We start from the raw sequence: 18,876 nt of genomic DNA, 5'->3' as shown, positions 1-18,876 counted from the left end.
GCGTCGCTGCGCGATGGCCTTCGGCCACCCTTGACCGCCCGTCCCGCCCCGGACATACGAAGACTGCCGGGAAACCCCCAAAGGAACGGGCCGGGGGATGCTTATCAGGGACGGGACGGTCGGAGTTGCCCGGCCCGGTCGGCGTGAGAGGCACGTCCAGGAGGCGGGGCCCATCGAGACCGGGCCCCGGGTCGGGGGTGGCGCGCGTCCGATCGCTACGCGCTCCTCACCTCCCAGCGTCTCCAGCCCGCCCTGGGCCGGGCATAGGCGCCCCGGATCGCTACACGCTTCCCGATCACGCGACTGCGAGCCGCCCAGGGCTGGTCCACGGTTGAATTCATCAAGATCTACGAAGGGCAGGTGCCGTTTCATGTACCCGGCAGGGCTGACAGAGGCCTGCATCAATGATGCGAGCAACATCCTGGTCGCGCCTTCTGCGTTGCAGGACGACGACTTGATCAGGGACTTCTTCGGGTCCGTGATCACGCCGGAGGACCTGGGGTCGGCGGACCTCTCGCAGAAGACCGTCTACCTGTGTGGCGATGTGTCCGGCATCGGCGAACTGCAGGCGGCGGAGCGGGTGTTCGTCGTCCGTGAGCTGTCGCACGGTTACCGCGAGGACGTCGACAGGCCTTGGACCCTCGTCGGTGTCGGCCGAGTTCCCGTCCGGGTGCACGGCGTCGGCGTGTACTACCGCCGCTTCTTCGACCTCGACGCCGATCACTTCGGACGGATCCGTGCGGAGCACGCCTTCCAGTCCCTGACGGAGTCCACCAAGCCCGGAACGGCCCATCGCAGCGGGATCTATCTGACGCCCGTCGAGCAGAGCGGTGACGAGCTGCATTTCCGTCTGCTGCGGTGCTCCACGAATCTTTCGGGGCCGACCGAGGGTTTTCGCCCGACGGACACCGGGATCGTCGAGGCCCTGAATCGCGAGGCCGCCACCGTATTCCGGGACCAGGCGCCGCTGAATCATGTCCTCGCGCAGATCTACCACAACACCCTGGCCACGACTGACCGCAAGCAGTCGAAGGCGAAGATATCGGCGCATGCCGACAAGACGAAGGACATGCCCGTCAATGGGATCATGGCCTTCTGCACCTTCTATGACGGGCTCGACAAGCTGCATCCGATGGCCGACGACGCCTTCGACTACGGTCTGAAGCGTGCCAGCGGGCTGACCCGGCTCCACTTCCGACTCAAGGAACCGGAAGGCGATGGGGGCGGGCTTCCCCAGCAATTCGCCGTGACCCTCTATCCCGGCTCCGTGTTCTTCATGCCGCTGTCCACCAACCGCCTGTATACGCACGAGATCCGGCCTTCGACACTGGGCGCCGAGATGCTCCCGACCCGTCTGGGGTACGTGGTGCGCTGTTCGAGCGCCGAAGCCGTTCACCGGAACGGCCACACGTTTCTCAAAGCGGCCGGGGATCTGGTGGAGCTGGGGCCGCCGACGCCCGAGGGCATGGACGAACTGCGGAGGCTGTACGCCGAGGAGAACAGGACCTCGTCCTTCATCGACTACGGCGACAAGTTTCTCTTCAGCATGAACACGGGAGACTACGTTGCCCCCCGAGCCTAGGATCCAGGACGAGGTCATCTCGCGCTCTCTGCCGATCGGGCAGGATCTCTTTGCGGACCTGTCCGCGTCGGCTCGTCTGGAAGACGTGGGAAAGGGCCGGCGAGGTGCCGCGCTCACCCGGATCGGCGAGGCGGGGTGTGTGCCTCTCGTACGCACCACCACTCAATACAGCAGCCCGGCACAGCGTTTCCACGCGGTGCACGAACAGCTGGCGCAGAAGATTCAAGAACATACGGCGATCCCGGTCGGCTTCAACAATGCTCTCGTGGAGAGCTACACGAACGCCTACAGAACCATGGGCAGCCATTCCGACCAGGCCCTGGATCTGGCCGACGAGTCTTTCATCGCCGTCTTCTCCTGCTACCAACATCCCGAATCGAACCCACCGAGGAAGCTGATCTTCGAATCAAAGGGGTCCGATGCCGACAAGTTCGAGATCCCCCTCACCCACAACGGTGTTGTCGCGTTCTCCGTCGAGTTGAACCGGCGATTCAAGCACAAGATCGTGCTGGACACCGTCCCGACGGCGGACAACCAATGGCTGGGCGTAACGTTTCGCACGTCGAAGACCTTCCTTCGGTTTCGCGACGGACACGCGTACCTCCCGCAGGGCGCGCGCCTCACATCGGCCGATGACGAGCAGAGGCGCGAGTTCTACCGACTGCGGCGCCGCGAGAACGACGAAACCGACTTCACCTACCCAGCGCTGACGTACACCGTGAGCGAGAGCGATCTCCTGCCGCCCGTCTGACCTGCTGCGCTTCCGCTCCCATCAGCCCCGGACAAGGACCGGACGCCGTCATCGGGAAGCGTGTAGCGATCCGGGGCGGCCTGTGCCCGGCCCAGGACGGGCTGGAGACGCTGAGAGGTGAGGAGCGCGTAGCGATCGGACGCGCCACCCCCCGACCCCGACCCCCGCCCCCTCAGACCCCGCCCGACGCCGACCCCGCCCGCCCCGCGATCAGCGCCGCCAGGCCGTCCAGGATCCGGTCGAGCCCGAAGCGGAACTGGAAGTCCGGCTCGTCCGCGCCCGTGAACGCGTCGGACTCCAGCAGCCGCGTCACGGCCGGGTGCGTGTCCGGGCCGGTCATCAGCCGCAGCGTGCGCACGTACTGGCCCAGGACCTGGTCCGGTGCGACGCCGGACTTCACGATGGCGTCCATCATGTCGGCCGCCATCGTCGCCTCGTTACGGACCAGGCCGCCGATGAGGATGATCGTCGAGATCTTCTCGCCCTCCTGCAGGCTGGTGCCGGCCATCGCCGCGAGCCCGCGCTCCATCCAGGCCAGCTGGTTCGGGCTGACCGGCGCCCCGGTGAGCGGGATGCGCAGGATCCATGAGTTGGCCATCAGTACGGCGCGCTGCGCGTACGCCCAGTCGGTGAGCAGTTCCCGCCAGCCCCACCCCTGCGCCTGCGGCGGCAGCGGCGGCGGGGTGCCGACTCCCGCGTCCGACATCAGGATGTGGAGCTCTTCCTTCGCCGTGACGTACCGGTAGAGGGACATCGTCGAGACGCCCAGCTCCTTGGCCACCCGGCCCATGGAGACGGCGTCCATTCCCTCACCGGCGGCCAGCGTCACGGCCGCCTCCACGATGCGGGGCAGCGTGAGCGTGGGGCGCGGCCCCTTGCCGGGGCGTTCGCGCAGGCCCCAGGCCATTTCCAGGCTGGCCGGGAGCCCGGTCCCGCTGCCCTCGTCGTCCTCGTCCGCCATGACCGCCCACTCCTCGATTGACCCCCATCCTAGTTCTGTGTATTACTTACACAGAAGAGCGTAAGGCATACGCAGAACCGCGAAGGGAGCACCGTCCCCCATGACCACGCACGCCTCCGGAGGCCTCGGCATCCACGCCACCGGCCTGACCAAGTCCTTCGGCGAGCTCCGCGTCCTCGACGGCATCGACCTGGCCGTCCCGCGCGGCAGCGTCCTCGCCCTCCTCGGCCCCAACGGCGCCGGCAAGACCACCACCGTCCGGATCCTCGCCACCCTCACCGCCGCCGACTCGGGCACCGTCCGCATCGCCGGGCACGACACCGTCACCGGACGCTCCAAGGTCCGCGAACTCATCGCGCTCACCGGACAGTTCGCCGCCGTCGACGAGCTCCAAACGGGCACCGAGACGCTGCGCATGATGGGCCGCCTGGCCGGTCTCCCCCCGCGCGCCGCCCGCACCCGCGCCGACGAGCTCCTCGCCCGGTTCGGCCTCACCGAGGCGGCCGGCCGCACCGCGAAGACGTACTCGGGCGGCATGCGGCGGCGCCTCGACCTCGCCGCGAGCCTGGTCTCCCGACCGGAGGTGATCTTCCTCGACGAGCCGACCAGCGGGCTCGACCCGCGCAGCCGTCAGGACCTGTGGGAGCTCGTACGGGAACTGCGCGCCGACGGCACCACCGTCCTGCTCACCACCCAGTACCTGGAGGAGGCCGACCACCTCGCCGACCGCGTCGCCGTCCTCGCCGACGGCCGCATCGCCGCCGAGGGCACCCCGGCCGAGCTCAAGGCCCGCGTCGCCGGGCACCGGCTCGACCTGACCCTCACCACCGCCGCCGCCTACGAGGCCCTCGCCCCGCGCGCCGTCCACCTCGCCCCCGACGAGCTCACCCTCGGACTACCCACCGACGGCACCGCGGCCCACGTCCGCACCCTGCTCGACGAACTCGACCCGGACCGCACCGACATCGACCGCTTCACCCTGCGCAGCGCCACCCTCGACGACGTCTTTCTCGCCCTGACGGGAGCCGACCGATGACCACCGTGCCCGTGAGCGCCTTCGCCCTGGCCGGCCGCAGCCTGCGCATCAGCAGCCGCCGGCCCGATGCGCTGATCGCCGCCCTGATGCTGCCCGTCATGCTGATGCTGATCTTCGTCTACTTCTTCGGCGGGGCCATCGACACCGGCACGGCGTACGTGACGTACGTGGTGCCCGGCGCCATGCTGCTCTGCGCGGGCTTCGGCGCGGCCTCCACCGCCGTCAGCGTCACCGAGGACATGACCAACGGCGTCATCGACCGCTTCCGCTCCCTCGACATCGGCGGCATCCCGATCCTCGCCGGGCACGTCGCGGCCTCGGTGGTGCGCAACCTGATCTCCACCGCCCTGGTCCTCGCCGTCGCCGTCGCGATCGGCTTCCGGCCCCAGGCCGGCCCGGCCGCCGTCCTCGCCGCCGCCGGGCTGCTGCTGACGTACATCACGGCGATCTCGTGGCTGGCCGCCGCGCTCGGGCTGCTCGCCAGGACACCGGAGGCGGCGGGCGGCTTCACCTTCCTGATGATGTTCCTGCCCTACCCGTCCAGCGCCTTCGTCCCCATCGACACCATGCCCGGCTGGCTGCACGGCTTCGCCGACCACCAGCCCCTGACCCCGGTGATCGAATCCCTGCGCGCACTGCTCCTGGCGCAGCCCGCGGGCGACGCGCCCTGGGTGGCCCTGACCTGGTGCGCGGGCATCACGGCCGTGGCCATGACCCTGGCGGCGGTCCTGTTCCGCGGCAGGACCCGCTGAGGGGCCCCTGTCGGAGCCCCTCAGCGGGTCGACTCTGCGACCGCTCGCTCAGCGATTGAGCGGGTAGGAATGACGGCCCGTCGCCTCGTCGATCTCCGAGTGGGCCTTCTGCAGCATCTGCGACGCGAGATCCATGAGCGCGCGAGCGCCCGCGATCTCTTCCCCGACCCTCAACTGCTCCGGGTCGGAGGGGTGACGCAAGGCATAGCCTCGCGCCTTGATCTCGGAGCCGTCCCCGAGCCTGACCAGGGCCGCCGCACTGGTGCGGTGGCCCTCCTCGGTGAATTCGAGCTCCACATGCCACCCGACGAGCGTGGCCATGGTGCATCACCTCCAGGGGGTCACCCTTCACTCCAGGGTGCGCCCGCAGGAGGTACGGCGCGAGCCGGGCGCCCGAGGGCGGATCGGGCCGGCCTCGGATCATCGGCTCACAGTGCGTTGAACGACCAGAAGACGCCGACCTCGTCCGCGGACACCGCGATCAGGCCGAGATCCATCATGTAGTAGGTGAAGACGTGGCCGCCTTCGAGGTCCCGCGCCAGGAAGTCGGGGGCGTCGCAGGTGCGGGCGAGGAGGGAGGAGGTCCAGAACGCCGCATCGGGACCGAACCGGTCCAGGAGGGTCCGGGCGTCCTCCAGCACCCTGTCGCGGTCCTCCCGGAACCGGACCGGGGAGCCCTCGAAGAACCACTCCTGCGCGAGCGAGGCGAGCAGCTCGACGGCGGCGCCCGCCGTGATCGGGCGGACCCCGGCGCGCAGGCCCTCGGCAGTCGTCCCGCGGAACGGGTGGACGGCCTCCCCTCCTTGCCCCTCGCTCTGCCATTCCCGGGCGGACCAGCCCCGCGGGTCGGCGACCGACCGCTCCATGACGGCGAGGGCGTCCTCGGCCCAGTCCCCGTGCAGCCGGGGTCCGCTCCCGGCGAGGGTGTAGACGTCCTCCAGGAGCCGGAGCAGCGCGGCCTCCCAGTTCGTCCGGTCGATGGCCGTGCGGAGATCGCCGTCCTGCATGTCCGCCCCCCTTTGGTGCTGCCGCGCCGATGCGCACGTACGTCCACGAGGTTCGCAGTTCGGCGGGGCGGGCACCTGAGTGTGCGTACTCATGTCCGGGGACACGGGTCAGGCGGTGTCGTTCGAAGGCGTGTCGGGCTTGGTGTGGAGGACCTCCCGGGCCTGTTCCGCGGCGCGGGTGATGCCCTCGGAGACGAAGTCCATGAAACGGGCGATGTTCTCCAGGCGGTTGGCGGCCGGGGTGTCGGGGCCGAGGATGCTGACACCCTGTCGCGCAGTCTCGATGATCAGGGCGTTGGCGCGGGCGCTGGCGATCGTCGCCTGGTACCAGACGTCGTCGTCGACGAAGTAGCGCTCGCGGCGGCGCTCGTCGCGTTCCCGGCGGACGAGGCCCTGGCCTTCGAGGAACGCGATCGCCTTCGAGATCGACGCCGGGCTGACCTGGAGGCGCTGGACGAGCTCGGACGCGGTGAGACTGCCCGAGTCCGTTATGTACAGGCAGGACATCACCCGGGCCATCATCTTGGGCGTGCCCGCCTGCATGAGGACCGTGGTGAAGGCCTCCTCGTACTCGCGCACCGCCTCGGCGTCGCGGCCGTGGGCCTGCGGGGGCGCCTCCGAGCCCCGGGGCACGGACTGCCTGCGGTGGGCCCGGCGTTCGGTGGCGCGGTGGGCCAGGTCGGCGCGGTAGCCGTTGGGGCCGCCGTTGCGCATCACCTCGCGCGAGACGGTCGAGGTCGGGCGGTCGAGGCGCCTGGCGATCTCCGCGTAGGCGAGGCCGTCGGCCAGTCCCAGCGCGATCTGCTGACGTTCCTGCTGATTGAGCCTGCCTCCCGGCATCGCGCTCCCTTTCGTCGCCTGTGATGACCCCACTATAGCGTTCACTCCCAGTTCATTGCAACGAACCGGCTGCTCGGCGTTGCGTTAAGCCGGAAACCATTGCAATGAAATCCCGGCTTTCACCTGCAACTATTGGGTTTTGACGCAACGAATCTGTTGCCAGAACATCGAACGCAACGTAGCTTTTCATTCATCAGAAACAGCAAAGCGCACGGAGCGCCCGCTGCAGAAGAAGGAGAAGCACCATGCAGAAGTTCGACACCCCCGCCCCCGTCGCCGCCGTCCTGGACATCCCCGCGGGAACCGTCCGGCTCATCGCCGCCGACCGCTCCGACACCACCGTCGAGATCCTGCCCGCCGACGCCTCCAAGAGCCGCGACATCAAGGCCGCCCAGGAGATCCAGGTCGGATACCGCGACGGCATCCTGCGGATCGAGGCCCCCGCCCCCAAGAACCGCATCCTCGGCAACTCCGGATCCGTCGAGGTCACCGTCCAGCTCCCGGCCGGCTCCCGCGTCGAGGCGAAGACCGCCGCCGGCGAGTTCCGCGGCGTAGGGCGGCTCGGCGACATCACCTTCGAGGGCGCCCAGGGCACCGTCAAGGTCGACGAGACCGCCGCCGCCCACCTCACCCTCCTCGCCGGCGACATCTCCGTCGGCCGCCTCACCGGACCCGCACGCATCAGCACCCAGAAGGGCGACCTCCACATCAACGAGGCCCAGCACGGCACCGTCGAACTCACCACCCTGGCAGGCGACATCACCATCGGCGCCGCCCGCGGAACCTCCGCCTCCCTCGACGCCGGCACCACCCACGGCCGCGTCCACAACTCCCTCCGGAACACCGGCACCGCCGACCTCACCATCCACGCCACCACCACCCACGGCGACATCACCGCCCGCAGCCTCTGATCCGCAAGCGTCGAAGGAGCACACCACCATGACCAATCTGGCCATCGCGGCGAACGGGCTGCGCAAGTCCTACGGCGACAAGACCGTGCTCGACGGCATCGACCTTGCCGTCCCCGAAGGAACGGTCTTCTCCCTGCTCGGCCCGAACGGCGCCGGCAAGACCACCGCCGTCAAGATCCTCTCCACCCTCGTCACCGCCGACGCCGGCGACCTGCACGTCGGCGGTCACGACCTGGCCGCCGACCCTCAGGCGGTCCGGGCCGCGATCGGTGTCACCGGGCAGTTCTCCGCCGTCGACGGCCTGATCACCGGCGAGGAGAACATGCTCCTGCTGGCGGACCTGCACCACCTGTCCCGGCGCGAGGGGCGTCGGATCACCGCCGAGCTGCTGGAGCGCTTCGACCTGGTCGAAGCGGCGAAGAAGCCGGCCTCCACCTACTCCGGCGGCATGAAGCGCCGTCTCGACATCGCCATGACCCTGGTCGGCGACCCGCGGATCATCTTCCTCGACGAGCCGACCACCGGCCTCGATCCGCGCAGCCGCCACAACATGTGGCGGATCATCCGCGAGCTCGTCACGGGCGGCGTCACCGTCTTCCTCACCACCCAGTACCTGGAGGAGGCCGACCAGCTCGCCGACCGCATCGCCGTCCTCAACGACGGGAAGATCGCCGCCGAGGGCAGCGCCGAGGAGCTGAAGCGGCTGGTTCCCGGCGGACACGTCCGGCTCCGCTTCACCGACCCGGCCGCCTACCGGTCCGCCGCCCTCGCCCTGGGCACGGCGGCCCGGGACGAGGAGTCGCTGTCGCTGCAGATCCCCAGCGACGGCAGCCAGCGCGAGCTGCGCTCCGTCCTCGACCGGCTGGACTCGGCCGGCATCGAGGCGGACGAGCTGACCGTGCACACCCCCGACCTCGACGACGTGTTCTTCGCCCTGACCGGCTCCGCCAAGGTCCCCGACCAGCCCAAGGAGAACGTCCGATGAGCTCCCTCTCCCTCGCCGTGCGCGACTGCTCCACGATGCTGCGCCGCAACCTCCTGCACGCCCGGCGCTACCCGTCGCTGACCCTGAACCTGCTGCTCACCCCGGTGATGCTGCTGCTGCTCTTCGTCTACATCTTCGGCAACGTGATGAGCGCGGGCATGGGCGGCGCCGGCCGCTCCGAGTACATCGCGTACGTCGTCCCGGGCATCCTGCTGATGACCATCGGCAGCACCGTCATCGGGGCCGCGGTGTCCGTCTCCACCGACATGTCCGAGGGCATCATCGCCCGCTTCCGCACACTGGCGATCCACCGGGGCTCCGTGCTCGTCGGGCACGTCGTCGGCAGCGTCCTGCAGTCGATCGCCAGCGTGGTCCTCGTCGGCGCCGTCGCCGTGGCCATCGGTTTCCGGTCCACGGACGCCACCGCCCTGGAGTGGCTCGCGGCCTTCGGACTGCTCTCGCTCTTCGCCCTGGCACTGACCTGGATCGCGGTCGGGATGGGCATGGCCAGCCCGAACGCCGAGGCCGCCAGCAACAGCGCGATGCCGCTGATCCTGCTGCCGCTCATCTCCAGCGCGTTCACCCCGATCGAGGCGATGCCGGGCTGGTTCCAGCCGATCGCCCAGTACCAGCCCTTCACCCCCGCCATCGAGACCCTGCGCGGCCTGCTGCTCGGCACCGAGATCGGCCACAACGGATGGCTCGCGGTCGCCTGGTCCATCGGCCTGGCCGCCCTCGGCTACCGCTGGTCGACGGCCTCGTTCAACCGCGACCCGAAGTAACCGGCATGACCCCGCGGGCCACCCCGCACCCCGCTCCGCCCCAGGGCGGCGTCACTCCGACACACGGTCGGCGTACGCCGCCCCGTCGGCGTTCGACCCCATGAGCACCTGAGTATCCGCACTCATGTGCCCTTTGCCGCAGGCCGGTTGACTGACCGCATGGACAACCAGCCCCTGGTCGCCCCGGACGCCCCGCGCCACCCGCGCACGTTCGTCGCGCCCCTCGTCTCCACCCTGCTGACGCTGCCCCTGGCCGCCGTCGCGTTCTTCCTCGTCGGGATGTCCCCGATGGCCTGCGACTCCTGCGCAACCGCGGCGAGCGACCGGTTCGACACCTCCTACCACGTCGCCTTCCCCGTGTTCGGGTCCGGCCTGGTGGCGGTCCTGGTCCTGCTGGTCACCGCCTGGGCGCTCCCCCGGCAGCGGCGGTTCGCCACCGCCAGGGTCTGGTTCGCCGTCATCGCCCCGGCCGCCGTCGTCCTCGACTTCCTCGTCTTCTACGGCATCGTCGACTGGCCGTAGCCCGGCCGGCCGTCAGCGGGTCTCGCGGAGCCAGCCCGCCACTTCGGTCGCCCAGTAGGTGAGGATCGTGTCGGCGCCCGCCCGCTTGATGCCCAGCAGGGTCTCCAGGATGGCGCGTTCACGCTCGATCCAGCCCTTCTCCGCCGCCGCCTCGATCATCGCGAACTCGCCGCTGATCTGGTACGCCGCCACCGGAACGTCCACCGCCTGCGCGACCCGGTACAGGATGTCGAGGTAGGGGCCGGCCGGCTTGACCATCACCATGTCCGCGCCCTCCTCCAGGTCGAGGGCCAGCTCCCGCAGGGACTCCCGGGCGTTCGCCGGGTCCTGCTGGTAGGTCTTGCGGTCGCCCTGCAGCGAGGAGGCGACGGCCTCGCGGAAGGGACCGTAGAAGGCGGAGGAGTACTTCGCCGTGTACGCGAGGATCGAGACGTCCTCGTGCCCGGTCTCGTCCAGCGCGTCACGGATGACGCCGACCTGCCCGTCCATCATCCCGCTGGGCCCGACCACGTGGACGCCCGCGTCCGCCTGGACCTGCGCCATCTCGGCGTACCGCTCCAGCGTCGCGTCGTTGTCCACGCGCCCGTGCTCGTCCAGCACGCCGCAGTGGCCGTGGTCGGTGTACTCGTCCAGGCACAGGTCCGACATGATCACCAGGTCGTCCCCGACCTCGGCCTTCACATCGCGGATCGCGACCTGCAGGATCCCGTCCGGCTCGGTGCCCGCCGTGCCCAGCGCATCCTTGTTCTCGTCGGCCGGAACACCGAACAGCATGATCCCGGAGACCCCCGCCGCGACCGCCTCGACGGCGGCCTTCCGCAGCGTGTCCCGGGTGTGCTGCACGACGCCCGGCATCGCGGAGATCGCCAGGGGCTCGCTGATGCCCTCCCGTACGAACGCCGGGAGGATCAGGTCCGAGGGGTGCAGCCGGTTCTCCGCGACCATCCGCCGCATCGCCGGGGTGGTGCGCAGCCGGCGGGGCCGCGAACCGGGGAAGGATCCGTACGCGCTCATCTTCAGTCGCCTCTTCGAGCATCGACAGCAGTCCGGACAAGGGTAGAGCCCGGGCCCCCCGCTCCCGGGCTCCACCCGTCCCCGGACCGTCCACCGGTCAGTGCGAGACCTCCACCGACAGGTGAGGGGCCAGCGCCCGCAGGAAGTCCCCCGCGTCGAACATCGCGGCGGCCGAGGCCACACCCGTCGTCCGGGTGCGCCCGGACAGGACGCGCTCCACGGCCTCCACCGCCAGGGGCGCGGTGACCGCGTAGATGTCCTGGCCGCGGGCCGTGGCACGGCGCTCCGCACCGCCCGCGCGGACCCGGACGTCGACGACGAAGGTCTGGTCGGACCGTCCGAGGTCGTCGACCGGCTCCGGCGCCGGGGTGTCCGCCCCGGCCAGGTCCCGGGCCGCCTCCACGGCCATGTAGGTGCGCACCTCGGGCACGGCCACGTGACTGGGGACGGTGACGACATCGGCCATGGTGAACTCGGCGATCACCGCCCGCCGGCCCAGCGGTTCGGGGAAGTCCCAGTCCTGCTCCGACAACTGATCGTCGTGGTACTGCAGCGCGCCGTCCGTGAACCGCACCCGGCGGCCCGCACGGCGCTCGTGCGACACCTCACCGGCCACCCTGGTGCCCGCCGTGGGCCGCCAGCTGCTCAGCCCGTAGGCGACGTGCACCTCGTCCGCCGCGGTCCACTCCCCCATCGCCGCGCCGACGAGCAGGTCGCCCAGGCCCCCGTAGAAGGCCATGGCCGGCACCACGGGCACCTGCGCCTCGCGGGCCGCTTCCGCGTGGTCCGCGAACATCGCCGCGTTCGCCTCGATCTCCGCCGCGACGTCGACGTACGGGATCCCCGCGCGCAGGGCCGCCTCGACGAGCGGGCCCGCCGTCACCGCGAACGGTCCGGCGGCATTGACGACGGCCGCGGCTCCGGCGAGGGCCCGGTCCAGCGAGGCCGGGTCGTCCACGGTGGCCGGACGGACGAGCACGTCCGCACCGGCGGCCGCCGACTCCTCCAGCCGGGCCGCGTCGCGGCCGGAGACGACGGTCGCGATACCGCGCCTGCGCAGCTCGGCGACGATGAAACGACCGGTGTGTCCCGTCGCCCCGTAGACCACCACCGCACCGGCCGTACGCGCCCCGCTCACCGTGCTCACCGTGCTCATCGCTCTCCCCGTCCTCGATGCGTCCCGGCGTCCTCGCCGTCCCGACAGACCCAGTCTCGGGGCGGGCACGGCCCGGCCGTGATGGTCCGGAACGACATCACCCGTACACTTTCGGACATGCCCACCGTCGCCCTGGCGGCCGCCGGACACCTGCTGCACTTCGAGCTGGCGGTGGCCTACGAGATCTTCGGCAACCCCCCGCCCGACGCCCCGCAGGGCTGGTACGACGTCCTGCTCTGCGGCCCCGGCCCGGTGCGCGTCGGCCCGTTCACGGTCGAGCCCGACCACGGGCTGGAGCGCCTGGTCCGGGCCGACACCGTGATCGTGCCCGCGTGCGCCGACGTGGACGAGCCGCCGCCGCCCGAGCTGATCGACGCCGTGCGCGCGGCCCACGAGGCGGGCGCCCGGGTCGCCTCCCTGTGCACCGGCGCCTTCGTGCTCGGCGCCGCGGGCCTGCTGGACGGCCGGCGGGCCACCACCCACTGGGCGCACGCCGCGGAGCTGAGCGCCCGTCATCCGCGGGCCGAGGTCGACCCGGACGTGCTCTACACGGACAACGGCAGCGTGCTCACGGCCGCCGGCAAGGCCGCCGCCGTGGACCTGTGCCTGCACCTGATCCACCTCGACCACGGCGCCGCCGTCGCCAACTCCATCGCCCGCCGCCTCGTCATGCAGCCGCACCGGCCCGGCGGTCAGGCCCAGTTCGTCTCCACCCCGGTGGAGGTCGCGGGGGACCACCGGCTCGCCGATCTGCTCGCCTGGGCCCAGCAGCGCCTCGACCGGCCGCTGACCGTCACCGACTTGGCGCGCAGGGCCAGTACGAGCCCGCGCCATCTCGGACGGCAGTTCCGGGCGGTCACCGGCCAGACACCCCTGCAGTGGCTGCTCACCCAGCGGGTCCGCCGCGCCCAGGAGCTCCTGGAGGCCACCGACGACACCGTCGAGGCGGTCGCCGCCGCCACCGGCATGGGTACCGCCACGACGCTGCGGCGCCAGTTCAAGCGGGTCGTCGGGGTCCCGCCCGACAGCTACCGGCGCGCCTTCCGCAGCGCGAACCCCACCTGACGGCGCCTGCGTTCCGGGCCTGCGGGCCCGCCGGTCGTACGCGTACGCCTCCCGGTCCCGTCCGGCGGCGATCCTCGCGGGGCGGGAGCCGCCGCACAACGGGATCACCGGGGCCGGAGCGACGAAAGGGGCCCGGGCGCGGAATTCCTCCGCACCCGGGCCCCTCACCCGTTCCACCGGCCGGCGTCCGGCCCGGCCTCACCCGCTCAGGTCGTGCGACGCCTCCGCGCCCCCGGCCGCCGCTCGCTCGGCCGGAACACCGTCTCGCCGGCCTCCTTGGCCGCCTCTCGGCGCGCCGCACCGTACTCGGCGAGGGCCTCCGCCAGCTTCGACACCGACGGCTCCGGGGACAGTACGTCCACGCGCAGCCCGTGCTCCTCCGCCGTCTTGGCCGTCGCCGGCCCGATACAGGCGATGACGGTCACGTTGTGCGGCTTGCCGGCGATGCCGACCAGGTTGCGGACCGTGGACGAGGACGTGAAGAGAACGGCGTCGAAACCGCCGCCCTTGATCGCCTCGCGCGTGTCCGCCGGCGGCGGCGACGCGCGCACGGTCCGGTAGGCGGTGACGTCGTCGACCTCCCACCCGAGCTCGATCAGCCCGGCGACCAGCGTCTCGGTCGCGATGTCGGCCCGCGGCAGGAACACGCGGTCGATCGGGTCGAAGACCGGGTCGTACGGCGGCCAGTCCTCCAGCAGTCCGGCGGCGGACTGCTCACCGCTGGGCACCAGGTCCGGCTTCACGCCGAACTCCACGAGCGCGGCGGCCGTCTGCTCGCCCACCGCGGCGACCTTGATGCCCGCGAAGGCGCGCGCGTCGAGCCCGTACTCCTCGAACTTCTCGCGGACGGCCTTCACGGCGTTGACCGAGGTGAAGGCGATCCACTCGTAGCGGCCCGTCACCAGGCCCTTCACCGCGCGCTCCATCTGCTGCGGGGTGCGCGGCGGCTCCACGGCAATGGTCGGCACCTCGTGGGGCACCGCGCCGTACGAACGCAGCTGGTCGGAGAGCGATGCGGCCTGCTCCTTGGTGCGCGGTACGAGGACCCGCCAGCCGAAGAGCGGCTTCGACTCGAACCAGGACAGGTCCTCGCGCCGTGCGACGGCGCTGTGCTCACCGACCACGGCTATGACGGGCCGGGCACCCTCGGGCGAGGGGAGCACCTTGCCCTGCTTGAAGACCTGGGCGATCGTGCCCAGCGTCGCGCACCAGGTCCGCTGCCGCGTGGTGGTACCGGCGACGGTCACGGTCAGCGGGGTGTCGGGCTTGCGCCCGGCGCCGATCAGCTCGGCGGCGGCCGCCGGGACGGTCTCCAGCGTCGCGGAGACGACGAGGATGCCGTCGCTGGCACCCACCTCGCTCCAGCAGCGCGGCGAGGCGGTCCTGGCGTCGACGAACCGCACGTCCGCGCCCTGCTTGTCGCGCAGCGGGACACCGGCGTACGCGGGCACGCCCACCGCGGTCGCGACACCGGGCACCACCTCGAAGGGGATGCCGGCGGTGGCGCAGACGAGCATCTCCTCGGCGGCGTTGCCGTCGAGGCCGGGGTCGCCCGTGACGGCACGCACGACCCGCCTGCCGGAGCGTGCGGCCTCCATGACAAGATTGGCTGCGTCCCGGATCACAGGGACCCCGGCGGCTGCTGACACTTCGTCAGCAATCGTCAGCTGCGGCGTGTCGACATTCGCGCGCGCATGCGTCCGTACGACCTCGAGCACCTCGGGCTCCGCGATCAGTACGTCCGCGGCGGCGAGCGCCTCGACGGCGCGCAGCGTCAGCAGACCCGGGTCGCCCGGTCCGGCACCGAGGAAGGTGACGCGTCCGTGGGCGGCGACGGCCGGAAAAGCGGAGGTGGTCGGAATTGAGGGGTTCAAAGCGATCGCTCCCCCATCAGACCGGCCGCGCCCTTGGCCAGCATCTCGTCCGCGAGTTCGCGGCCGAGCGCCATGGCCTCGTCGTACGACTGGGGCACGGGACCGGTGGTGGACAGCTGCACCAGCGTCGTGCCGTCGAGGGTTCCGACGACGCCGCGCAGGCGCATTTCATTGACAATCTCCCCGTCCGCCAGCAGGTCGGCGAACGCGCCCACGGGTGCGCTGCAGCCTGCTTCCAGGGCGGCGAGCAGGGAACGCTCGGCGGTCACGGCGGCCCGGGTGTGCGGGTCGTCGAGTACACCGAGCGCGGCGACGAGGTCCGTGTCGGACGCGAGGCACTCCACGGCCAGGGCGCCCTGACCGGGGGCCGGCAGGACGCTGTCGACGGACAGCAGGTCGGTCGCTTCGTCGCCGCGTCCGATCCGGTTCAGCCCGGCGGCCGCCAGGACGACGGCGTCGAGCTCACCGTCACGGACGAAGCCGATCCGGGTGTCGACGTTGCCGCGGATCGGCACCGTCTCGATCCGCTTGCCGAGCGACAGCGCCAGGTGGTTGAGCTGGGCGGTGCGCCGCGGCGAGCCGGTACCGATGCGGGCACCGTCGGGCAGCTGCTCGAAGGTCAGACCGTCCCGGGCGACGAGCGCGTCCCGCGCGTCCTCGCGGCGCGGCATGGCCGCGATCACGAGGTCGTCGGGCTGCGCGGTCGGCAGGTCCTTCAGCGAGTGCACGGCGAAGTCGACCTCACCGCGCTGCAGCGCGTCGCGCAGGGCGGTGACGAACACGCCCGTCCCGCCGATCTGCGAGAGGTGCTCGCGCGAGACGTCGCCGTAGGTCGTGATCTCCACGAGCTCGACGGCGCGGCCGGTGACGGCCCGTACCGCGTCGGCGACGTGCCCCGACTGGGACATGGCCAGCTTGCTCCGCCGCGTACCGAGCCGCAGCGGCTGGTCGGGACGTGTGTTCATGATGCCCGTCCTGGGTCGTCGTCGTTCATCGGATCGGCCACGTCCGCCCGGCTGACGGAAGCAACCGTCTGAGGGTCGAGGTCGAAGAGTTCGCGCAGCGCTTCCGCGTACCCGGCGCCGCCGGGCTCGCTCGCGAGCTGCTTGACGCGCACGGTCGGCGCGTGGAGGAGTTTGTCCACGACACGCCGCACGGTCTGGGTGACCTCGGCACGCTGCCGTTCGTCGAGGTCGGGCACCCGCCCGTCGAGCCGCGCCACTTCCATGGCCACGACCTCGGCCGCCATGGCCCGCAGGGCGACGACGGTGGGCGTGATGTGCGCGGCCCGCTGCGCCGCCCCGAAGGCCTCCACCTCCTGGGCGACTATCCCGCGTACGGCGTCGACGTCGGCCGCCATCGGGGCGTCGGCGGACGCCTCCGCGAGGGACTCGATGTCCACGAGCCGTACGCCCGGGATCCGGTGCACCGCCGCGTCGATGTCCCTGGGCATGGCCAGGTCGAGCAGCGCGAGCCGGACGGCGGTCGCGTGGACCTGCGTACGGGTGCTCCGGCGCGGCTGCCGCTGCGCGGCGGCCTCCCCCTGGTCGGCCCAGGTCCCGTGCAGTTCGAGGGAGTTGGCGTCGACCCCGGTCAGCGCGGAGCGCCCGTCGGGCCCGACGGGGCACCCGTCGGCCTCCACGGGAGCGCTGATCGTCCGCGCGGCCCCGGCGTCGGCGAGCCGCCCGTGCGTCTGCGCGGCAGCAGCCAGCCGGGCCACGACATCGGCCAATTCCAGCCCCGCCGGCGTTTGAGGCGCGGGGGTCCGGGGGCGGAGCCCCTGGTCGGCCTGGGGCGCAGCCCCGGCCTCTCCCTGCTCCGCCGGCGCGAGCCCACCGGCGCCCCAGGAGACGGCGGAGAGCACGTCGTCGGCGGTCAGCACGAGCCCGGTGGCACCGGTGCAGGACACCACCACGTCGACTCGTGTCAGCTCATCGGCGACCCGAGCCATCGGCACGGCCACGGCCGAGACCCCGGTGCCCGAGGCAACCAGAATCTCCGCCAGCCGCTCCGCCCGGTCGGCGGTCCGGTTCGCCACGACGATCTCGGAAATCCCGACCCGCGCCAGCGTGGCCGCGGCCAGCGAGGACATCGACCCGGCCCCGATCACCAGCGCACGCTTCCCGGCCGCCCACTCCGTCACCGGCGTCCGCACGGCCAGCTGCTCCAGACCGAAGGTCACGAGCGACTGACCGGCCCGGTCGATCCCGGTCTCGGAGTGCGCCCGCTTGCCGACCCGCAGCGCCTGCTGGAACAGATCGTTGATCAGCCGGCCGGCGGAGTGGAGCTCCTGCCCCAGCGCCAGCGCGTCCTTGATCTGTCCGAGGATCTGGCCCTCGCCCACGACCATCGAGTCCAGCCCGCACGCCACCGAGAACAGGTGGTGCACCGCCCGGTCCTCGTAGTGCACGTACAGGTACGGGGTGAGCTCCTCCAGCGCGACGCCACTGTGCTGCGCGAGCAGCGTGGACAGCTCGGCGACGCCGGCGTGGAACTTGTCCACGTCCGCGTACAGCTCGATCCGGTTGCAGGTGGCGAGCACGGTCGCCTCGGTCGCCGGTTCGGCGGCGAGGGTGTCGTGCAGCAGCTTCACCTTGGCATCGGCGGACAGCGAGGCGCGCTCCAGCACACTCACGGGCGCACTGCGGTGGCTCAGCCCTACGACGAGCAGACTCATGCCGGCATCACCGCCGGCACGTCACCCTCGGGCCCGCCCTTGCGCGTCTCGGCGGCACTGCGCCCGGCCGGCGGCACCACGGCCGCGGCGGGGGCGGCGCCACCCACGGAGGAGCCGCCGGAGGCGGCGGCGGCCGCTTCCTCACCGGCCTTGCGCTGCTCGTGGAAGGCGAGGATCTGGAGCTCGATGGAGAGGTCGACCTTGCGCACGTCCACGCCCTCGGGCACGGACAGCACGGTGGGCGCGAAGTTCAGGATGGAGGTGACGCCGGCCGCGATCAGCCGCTCGCTGACCTGCTGGGCCGCGCCCGCGGGGGTCGCGATCACGCCGATCGAGACGCCGTTCTCCGAGATGATCTTCTCCAGATCATCGGTGTGCTGCACGGCCATACCGGCGACCGGCTTGCCGGCCATCGCCGGGTCGGCGTCGATGAGGGCCGCGACGCGGAAGCCGCGCGCGGAGAAACCGCCGTAGTTGGCGAGGGCGGCGCCGAGGTTACCGATGCCGACGATGACGACCGGCCAGTCCTGGGTCAGGCCGAGCTCGCGGGAGATCTGGTAGACGAGGTACTCGACGTCGTAGCCGACGCCGCGGGTCCCGTAGGAACCGAGGTACGAGAAGTCCTTGCGCAGCTTCGCGGAGTTGACTCCGGCGGCGGCCGCGAGCTCTTCGGAGGACACCGTGGGCACCGATCGCTCGGAGAGCGCGGTGAGGGCACGCAAGTACAGCGGAAGCCGGGCGACAGTGGCCTCGGGAATACCTCGGCTGCGGGTCGCCGGTCGGTGAGTTCGGCCAGTTGCCACGATGCTCCTGCGGGATGAGCGGGGCTGCAGGCGGCCACTTGTCCCAGGACCGCCCCGTCGACAGCAGGCTATGCCTTTGTGAACGCGTGCACAAAGATTGTGTCCGCTTTGTCCGAGCAAAGTGACCGGGGTCACGCGACTTCGGCATGGAGAGCCGG

19 protein-coding genes are annotated in these 18,876 nt (G+C 71.4%); 9 read left to right on the top strand and 10 right to left on the bottom strand.

Annotated elements, in window-relative coordinates; translation table 11 throughout:
* The first annotated feature begins 370 nt into the window (after nt 1-370).
* Both ACWGE1_RS25095 and ACWGE1_RS25090 read left to right on the top strand, forming a co-directional pair.
* Nucleotides 371-1,582: a hypothetical protein gene (locus tag ACWGE1_RS25095; protein WP_453422738.1), complete on the top strand. Its 1,212-nt coding sequence runs from the start codon at nt 371-373 to the stop codon at nt 1,580-1,582.
* Nucleotides 1,566-2,333 (top strand): hypothetical protein, encoded by a 768-nt coding sequence (locus tag ACWGE1_RS25090; protein WP_453422737.1) that lies wholly within the window; start codon nt 1,566-1,568, stop codon nt 2,331-2,333. The genes ACWGE1_RS25095 and ACWGE1_RS25090 overlap by 17 nt, the downstream gene beginning before the upstream one ends.
* Before the next feature lie 172 nt (nt 2,334-2,505).
* On the opposite strand, the gene ACWGE1_RS25085 is transcribed toward ACWGE1_RS25090, so the two are convergent.
* Complete coding sequence (locus ACWGE1_RS25085; RefSeq protein WP_453422736.1) at nt 2,506-3,294, bottom strand: TetR/AcrR family transcriptional regulator; 789 nt, start codon at nt 3,292-3,294, stop codon at nt 2,506-2,508.
* A 100-nt stretch (nt 3,295-3,394) separates the two neighbouring features.
* Here ACWGE1_RS25085 and ACWGE1_RS25080 point away from each other — a divergent pair, with 100 nt between their 5' ends.
* Nucleotides 3,395-4,330, top strand: coding sequence for an ATP-binding cassette domain-containing protein (locus ACWGE1_RS25080; RefSeq protein ID WP_453422735.1), 936 nt, complete (start codon nt 3,395-3,397; stop codon nt 4,328-4,330).
* Complete coding sequence (locus ACWGE1_RS25075; protein WP_453422734.1) at nt 4,327-5,082, top strand: ABC transporter permease; 756 nt, start codon at nt 4,327-4,329, stop codon at nt 5,080-5,082. Before ACWGE1_RS25080 ends, ACWGE1_RS25075 begins: the two co-directional genes overlap by 4 nt.
* A gap of 48 nt (nt 5,083-5,130) precedes the next feature.
* Here ACWGE1_RS25075 and ACWGE1_RS25070 read toward each other — a convergent pair whose 3' ends face one another.
* The 3 genes from ACWGE1_RS25070 to ACWGE1_RS25060 form a co-directional block, all read right to left on the bottom strand.
* Complete coding sequence (locus ACWGE1_RS25070) at nt 5,131-5,403, bottom strand: DUF1876 domain-containing protein (protein WP_326588679.1); 273 nt, start codon at nt 5,401-5,403, stop codon at nt 5,131-5,133.
* Between the two features lie 107 nt (nt 5,404-5,510).
* Complete coding sequence (locus ACWGE1_RS25065) at nt 5,511-6,089, bottom strand: hypothetical protein (protein WP_453422733.1); 579 nt, start codon at nt 6,087-6,089, stop codon at nt 5,511-5,513.
* A 108-nt stretch (nt 6,090-6,197) separates the two neighbouring features.
* Nucleotides 6,198-6,929 carry a helix-turn-helix domain-containing protein gene (locus ACWGE1_RS25060; RefSeq protein ID WP_453422732.1) on the bottom strand — a complete coding sequence of 244 codons (732 nt, stop codon included), beginning with the start codon at nt 6,927-6,929 and terminating at the stop codon, nt 6,198-6,200.
* Between the two features lie 245 nt (nt 6,930-7,174).
* On the opposite strand from ACWGE1_RS25060, the gene ACWGE1_RS25055 reads away from it, so the two are divergent.
* The 4 genes from ACWGE1_RS25055 (at nt 7,175) to ACWGE1_RS25040 (ending at nt 10,129) form a co-directional block, all read left to right on the top strand.
* Nucleotides 7,175-7,840, top strand: coding sequence for a DUF4097 family beta strand repeat-containing protein (locus ACWGE1_RS25055; protein WP_453422731.1), 666 nt, complete (start codon nt 7,175-7,177; stop codon nt 7,838-7,840).
* Nucleotides 7,841-7,868: 28 nt separating this feature from the next.
* The gene (locus tag ACWGE1_RS25050; RefSeq protein WP_453422730.1) at nt 7,869-8,825 is read left to right on the top strand and encodes an ATP-binding cassette domain-containing protein; all 957 of its coding nucleotides are present in this window, start codon (nt 7,869-7,871) and stop codon (nt 8,823-8,825) included.
* Nucleotides 8,822-9,607 carry an ABC transporter permease gene (locus tag ACWGE1_RS25045; protein WP_453422729.1) on the top strand — a complete coding sequence of 262 codons (786 nt, stop codon included), beginning with the start codon at nt 8,822-8,824 and terminating at the stop codon, nt 9,605-9,607. Before ACWGE1_RS25050 ends, ACWGE1_RS25045 begins: the two co-directional genes overlap by 4 nt.
* 159 nt (nt 9,608-9,766) lie before the next feature.
* On the top strand, nt 9,767-10,129 hold the full coding sequence (locus ACWGE1_RS25040; RefSeq protein WP_453422728.1) for a hypothetical protein: 363 nt from the start codon (nt 9,767-9,769) through the stop codon (nt 10,127-10,129).
* A 12-nt stretch (nt 10,130-10,141) separates the two neighbouring features.
* Here ACWGE1_RS25040 and hemB read toward each other — a convergent pair whose 3' ends face one another.
* Both hemB and ACWGE1_RS25030 read right to left on the bottom strand, forming a co-directional pair.
* Nucleotides 10,142-11,143, bottom strand: coding sequence for a porphobilinogen synthase (gene hemB, locus ACWGE1_RS25035; protein ID WP_453422727.1), 1,002 nt, complete (start codon nt 11,141-11,143; stop codon nt 10,142-10,144).
* A gap of 97 nt (nt 11,144-11,240) precedes the next feature.
* Nucleotides 11,241-12,299, bottom strand: coding sequence for a saccharopine dehydrogenase NADP-binding domain-containing protein (locus ACWGE1_RS25030; protein WP_453422726.1), 1,059 nt, complete (start codon nt 12,297-12,299; stop codon nt 11,241-11,243).
* A gap of 117 nt (nt 12,300-12,416) precedes the next feature.
* Between ACWGE1_RS25030 and ACWGE1_RS25025 the strand changes: the two genes are divergently transcribed.
* A complete protein-coding gene (locus tag ACWGE1_RS25025) occupies nt 12,417-13,364 on the top strand; it encodes a helix-turn-helix domain-containing protein (RefSeq protein WP_453422725.1) in 948 nt (315 codons plus the stop codon).
* Nucleotides 13,365-13,570: 206 nt separating this feature from the next.
* Here ACWGE1_RS25025 and ACWGE1_RS25020 read toward each other — a convergent pair whose 3' ends face one another.
* From ACWGE1_RS25020 to ACWGE1_RS25005, 4 genes are read right to left on the bottom strand one after another with little or no spacing between them, the layout of a single operon-like run.
* Nucleotides 13,571-15,238, bottom strand: a complete 1,668-nt coding sequence (locus ACWGE1_RS25020; protein WP_453422724.1) for a uroporphyrinogen-III synthase — start codon at nt 15,236-15,238, stop codon at nt 13,571-13,573.
* The gene (gene hemC / locus ACWGE1_RS25015) at nt 15,235-16,203 is read right to left on the bottom strand and encodes a hydroxymethylbilane synthase (protein WP_453422723.1); all 969 of its coding nucleotides are present in this window, start codon (nt 16,201-16,203) and stop codon (nt 15,235-15,237) included. Before hemC ends, ACWGE1_RS25020 begins: the two co-directional genes overlap by 4 nt.
* Nucleotides 16,200-17,915, bottom strand: coding sequence for a glutamyl-tRNA reductase (locus tag ACWGE1_RS25010; RefSeq protein WP_453422722.1), 1,716 nt, complete (start codon nt 17,913-17,915; stop codon nt 16,200-16,202). The genes hemC and ACWGE1_RS25010 overlap by 4 nt, the downstream gene beginning before the upstream one ends.
* Complete coding sequence (locus ACWGE1_RS25005; RefSeq protein WP_453422721.1) at nt 17,912-18,718, bottom strand: redox-sensing transcriptional repressor Rex; 807 nt, start codon at nt 18,716-18,718, stop codon at nt 17,912-17,914. Before ACWGE1_RS25005 ends, ACWGE1_RS25010 begins: the two co-directional genes overlap by 4 nt.
* Nucleotides 18,719-18,876: the final 158 nt, after the last annotated feature.

The sequence above is a fragment of the Streptomyces sp. NPDC054932 genome (assembly GCF_053610205.1).
The sequence above is the reverse complement of the archived record's forward strand: the minus strand, read 5'-3'. Positions and strand labels throughout refer to the sequence as shown.

What these genes read in the sequence shown, in the direction of transcription:
- ACWGE1_RS25095 (WP_453422738.1), top strand. Translation starts at nt 371, where the DNA reads ATGTACCCGGCAGGGCTGACAGAGGCCTGCATCAATGATGCGAGCAAC.
- ACWGE1_RS25085 (WP_453422736.1), bottom strand. Translation starts at nt 3,294, where the DNA reads ATGGCGGACGAGGACGACGAGGGCAGCGGGACCGGGCTCCCGGCCAGC.
- ACWGE1_RS25080 (WP_453422735.1), top strand. Translation starts at nt 3,395, where the DNA reads ATGACCACGCACGCCTCCGGAGGCCTCGGCATCCACGCCACCGGCCTG.
- ACWGE1_RS25075 (WP_453422734.1), top strand. Translation starts at nt 4,327, where the DNA reads ATGACCACCGTGCCCGTGAGCGCCTTCGCCCTGGCCGGCCGCAGCCTG.
- ACWGE1_RS25070 (WP_326588679.1), bottom strand. Translation starts at nt 5,403, where the DNA reads ATGGCCACGCTCGTCGGGTGGCATGTGGAGCTCGAATTCACCGAGGAG.
- ACWGE1_RS25065 (WP_453422733.1), bottom strand. Translation starts at nt 6,089, where the DNA reads ATGCAGGACGGCGATCTCCGCACGGCCATCGACCGGACGAACTGGGAG.
- ACWGE1_RS25060 (WP_453422732.1), bottom strand. Translation starts at nt 6,929, where the DNA reads ATGCCGGGAGGCAGGCTCAATCAGCAGGAACGTCAGCAGATCGCGCTG.
- ACWGE1_RS25055 (WP_453422731.1), top strand. Translation starts at nt 7,175, where the DNA reads ATGCAGAAGTTCGACACCCCCGCCCCCGTCGCCGCCGTCCTGGACATC.
- ACWGE1_RS25050 (WP_453422730.1), top strand. Translation starts at nt 7,869, where the DNA reads ATGACCAATCTGGCCATCGCGGCGAACGGGCTGCGCAAGTCCTACGGC.
- ACWGE1_RS25045 (WP_453422729.1), top strand. Translation starts at nt 8,822, where the DNA reads ATGAGCTCCCTCTCCCTCGCCGTGCGCGACTGCTCCACGATGCTGCGC.
- ACWGE1_RS25040 (WP_453422728.1), top strand. Translation starts at nt 9,767, where the DNA reads ATGGACAACCAGCCCCTGGTCGCCCCGGACGCCCCGCGCCACCCGCGC.
- hemB (WP_453422727.1), bottom strand. Translation starts at nt 11,143, where the DNA reads ATGAGCGCGTACGGATCCTTCCCCGGTTCGCGGCCCCGCCGGCTGCGC.
- ACWGE1_RS25030 (WP_453422726.1), bottom strand. Translation starts at nt 12,299, where the DNA reads ATGAGCACGGTGAGCACGGTGAGCGGGGCGCGTACGGCCGGTGCGGTG.
- ACWGE1_RS25025 (WP_453422725.1), top strand. Translation starts at nt 12,417, where the DNA reads ATGCCCACCGTCGCCCTGGCGGCCGCCGGACACCTGCTGCACTTCGAG.
- hemC (WP_453422723.1), bottom strand. Translation starts at nt 16,203, where the DNA reads ATGAACACACGTCCCGACCAGCCGCTGCGGCTCGGTACGCGGCGGAGC.
- ACWGE1_RS25010 (WP_453422722.1), bottom strand. Translation starts at nt 17,915, where the DNA reads ATGAGTCTGCTCGTCGTAGGGCTGAGCCACCGCAGTGCGCCCGTGAGT.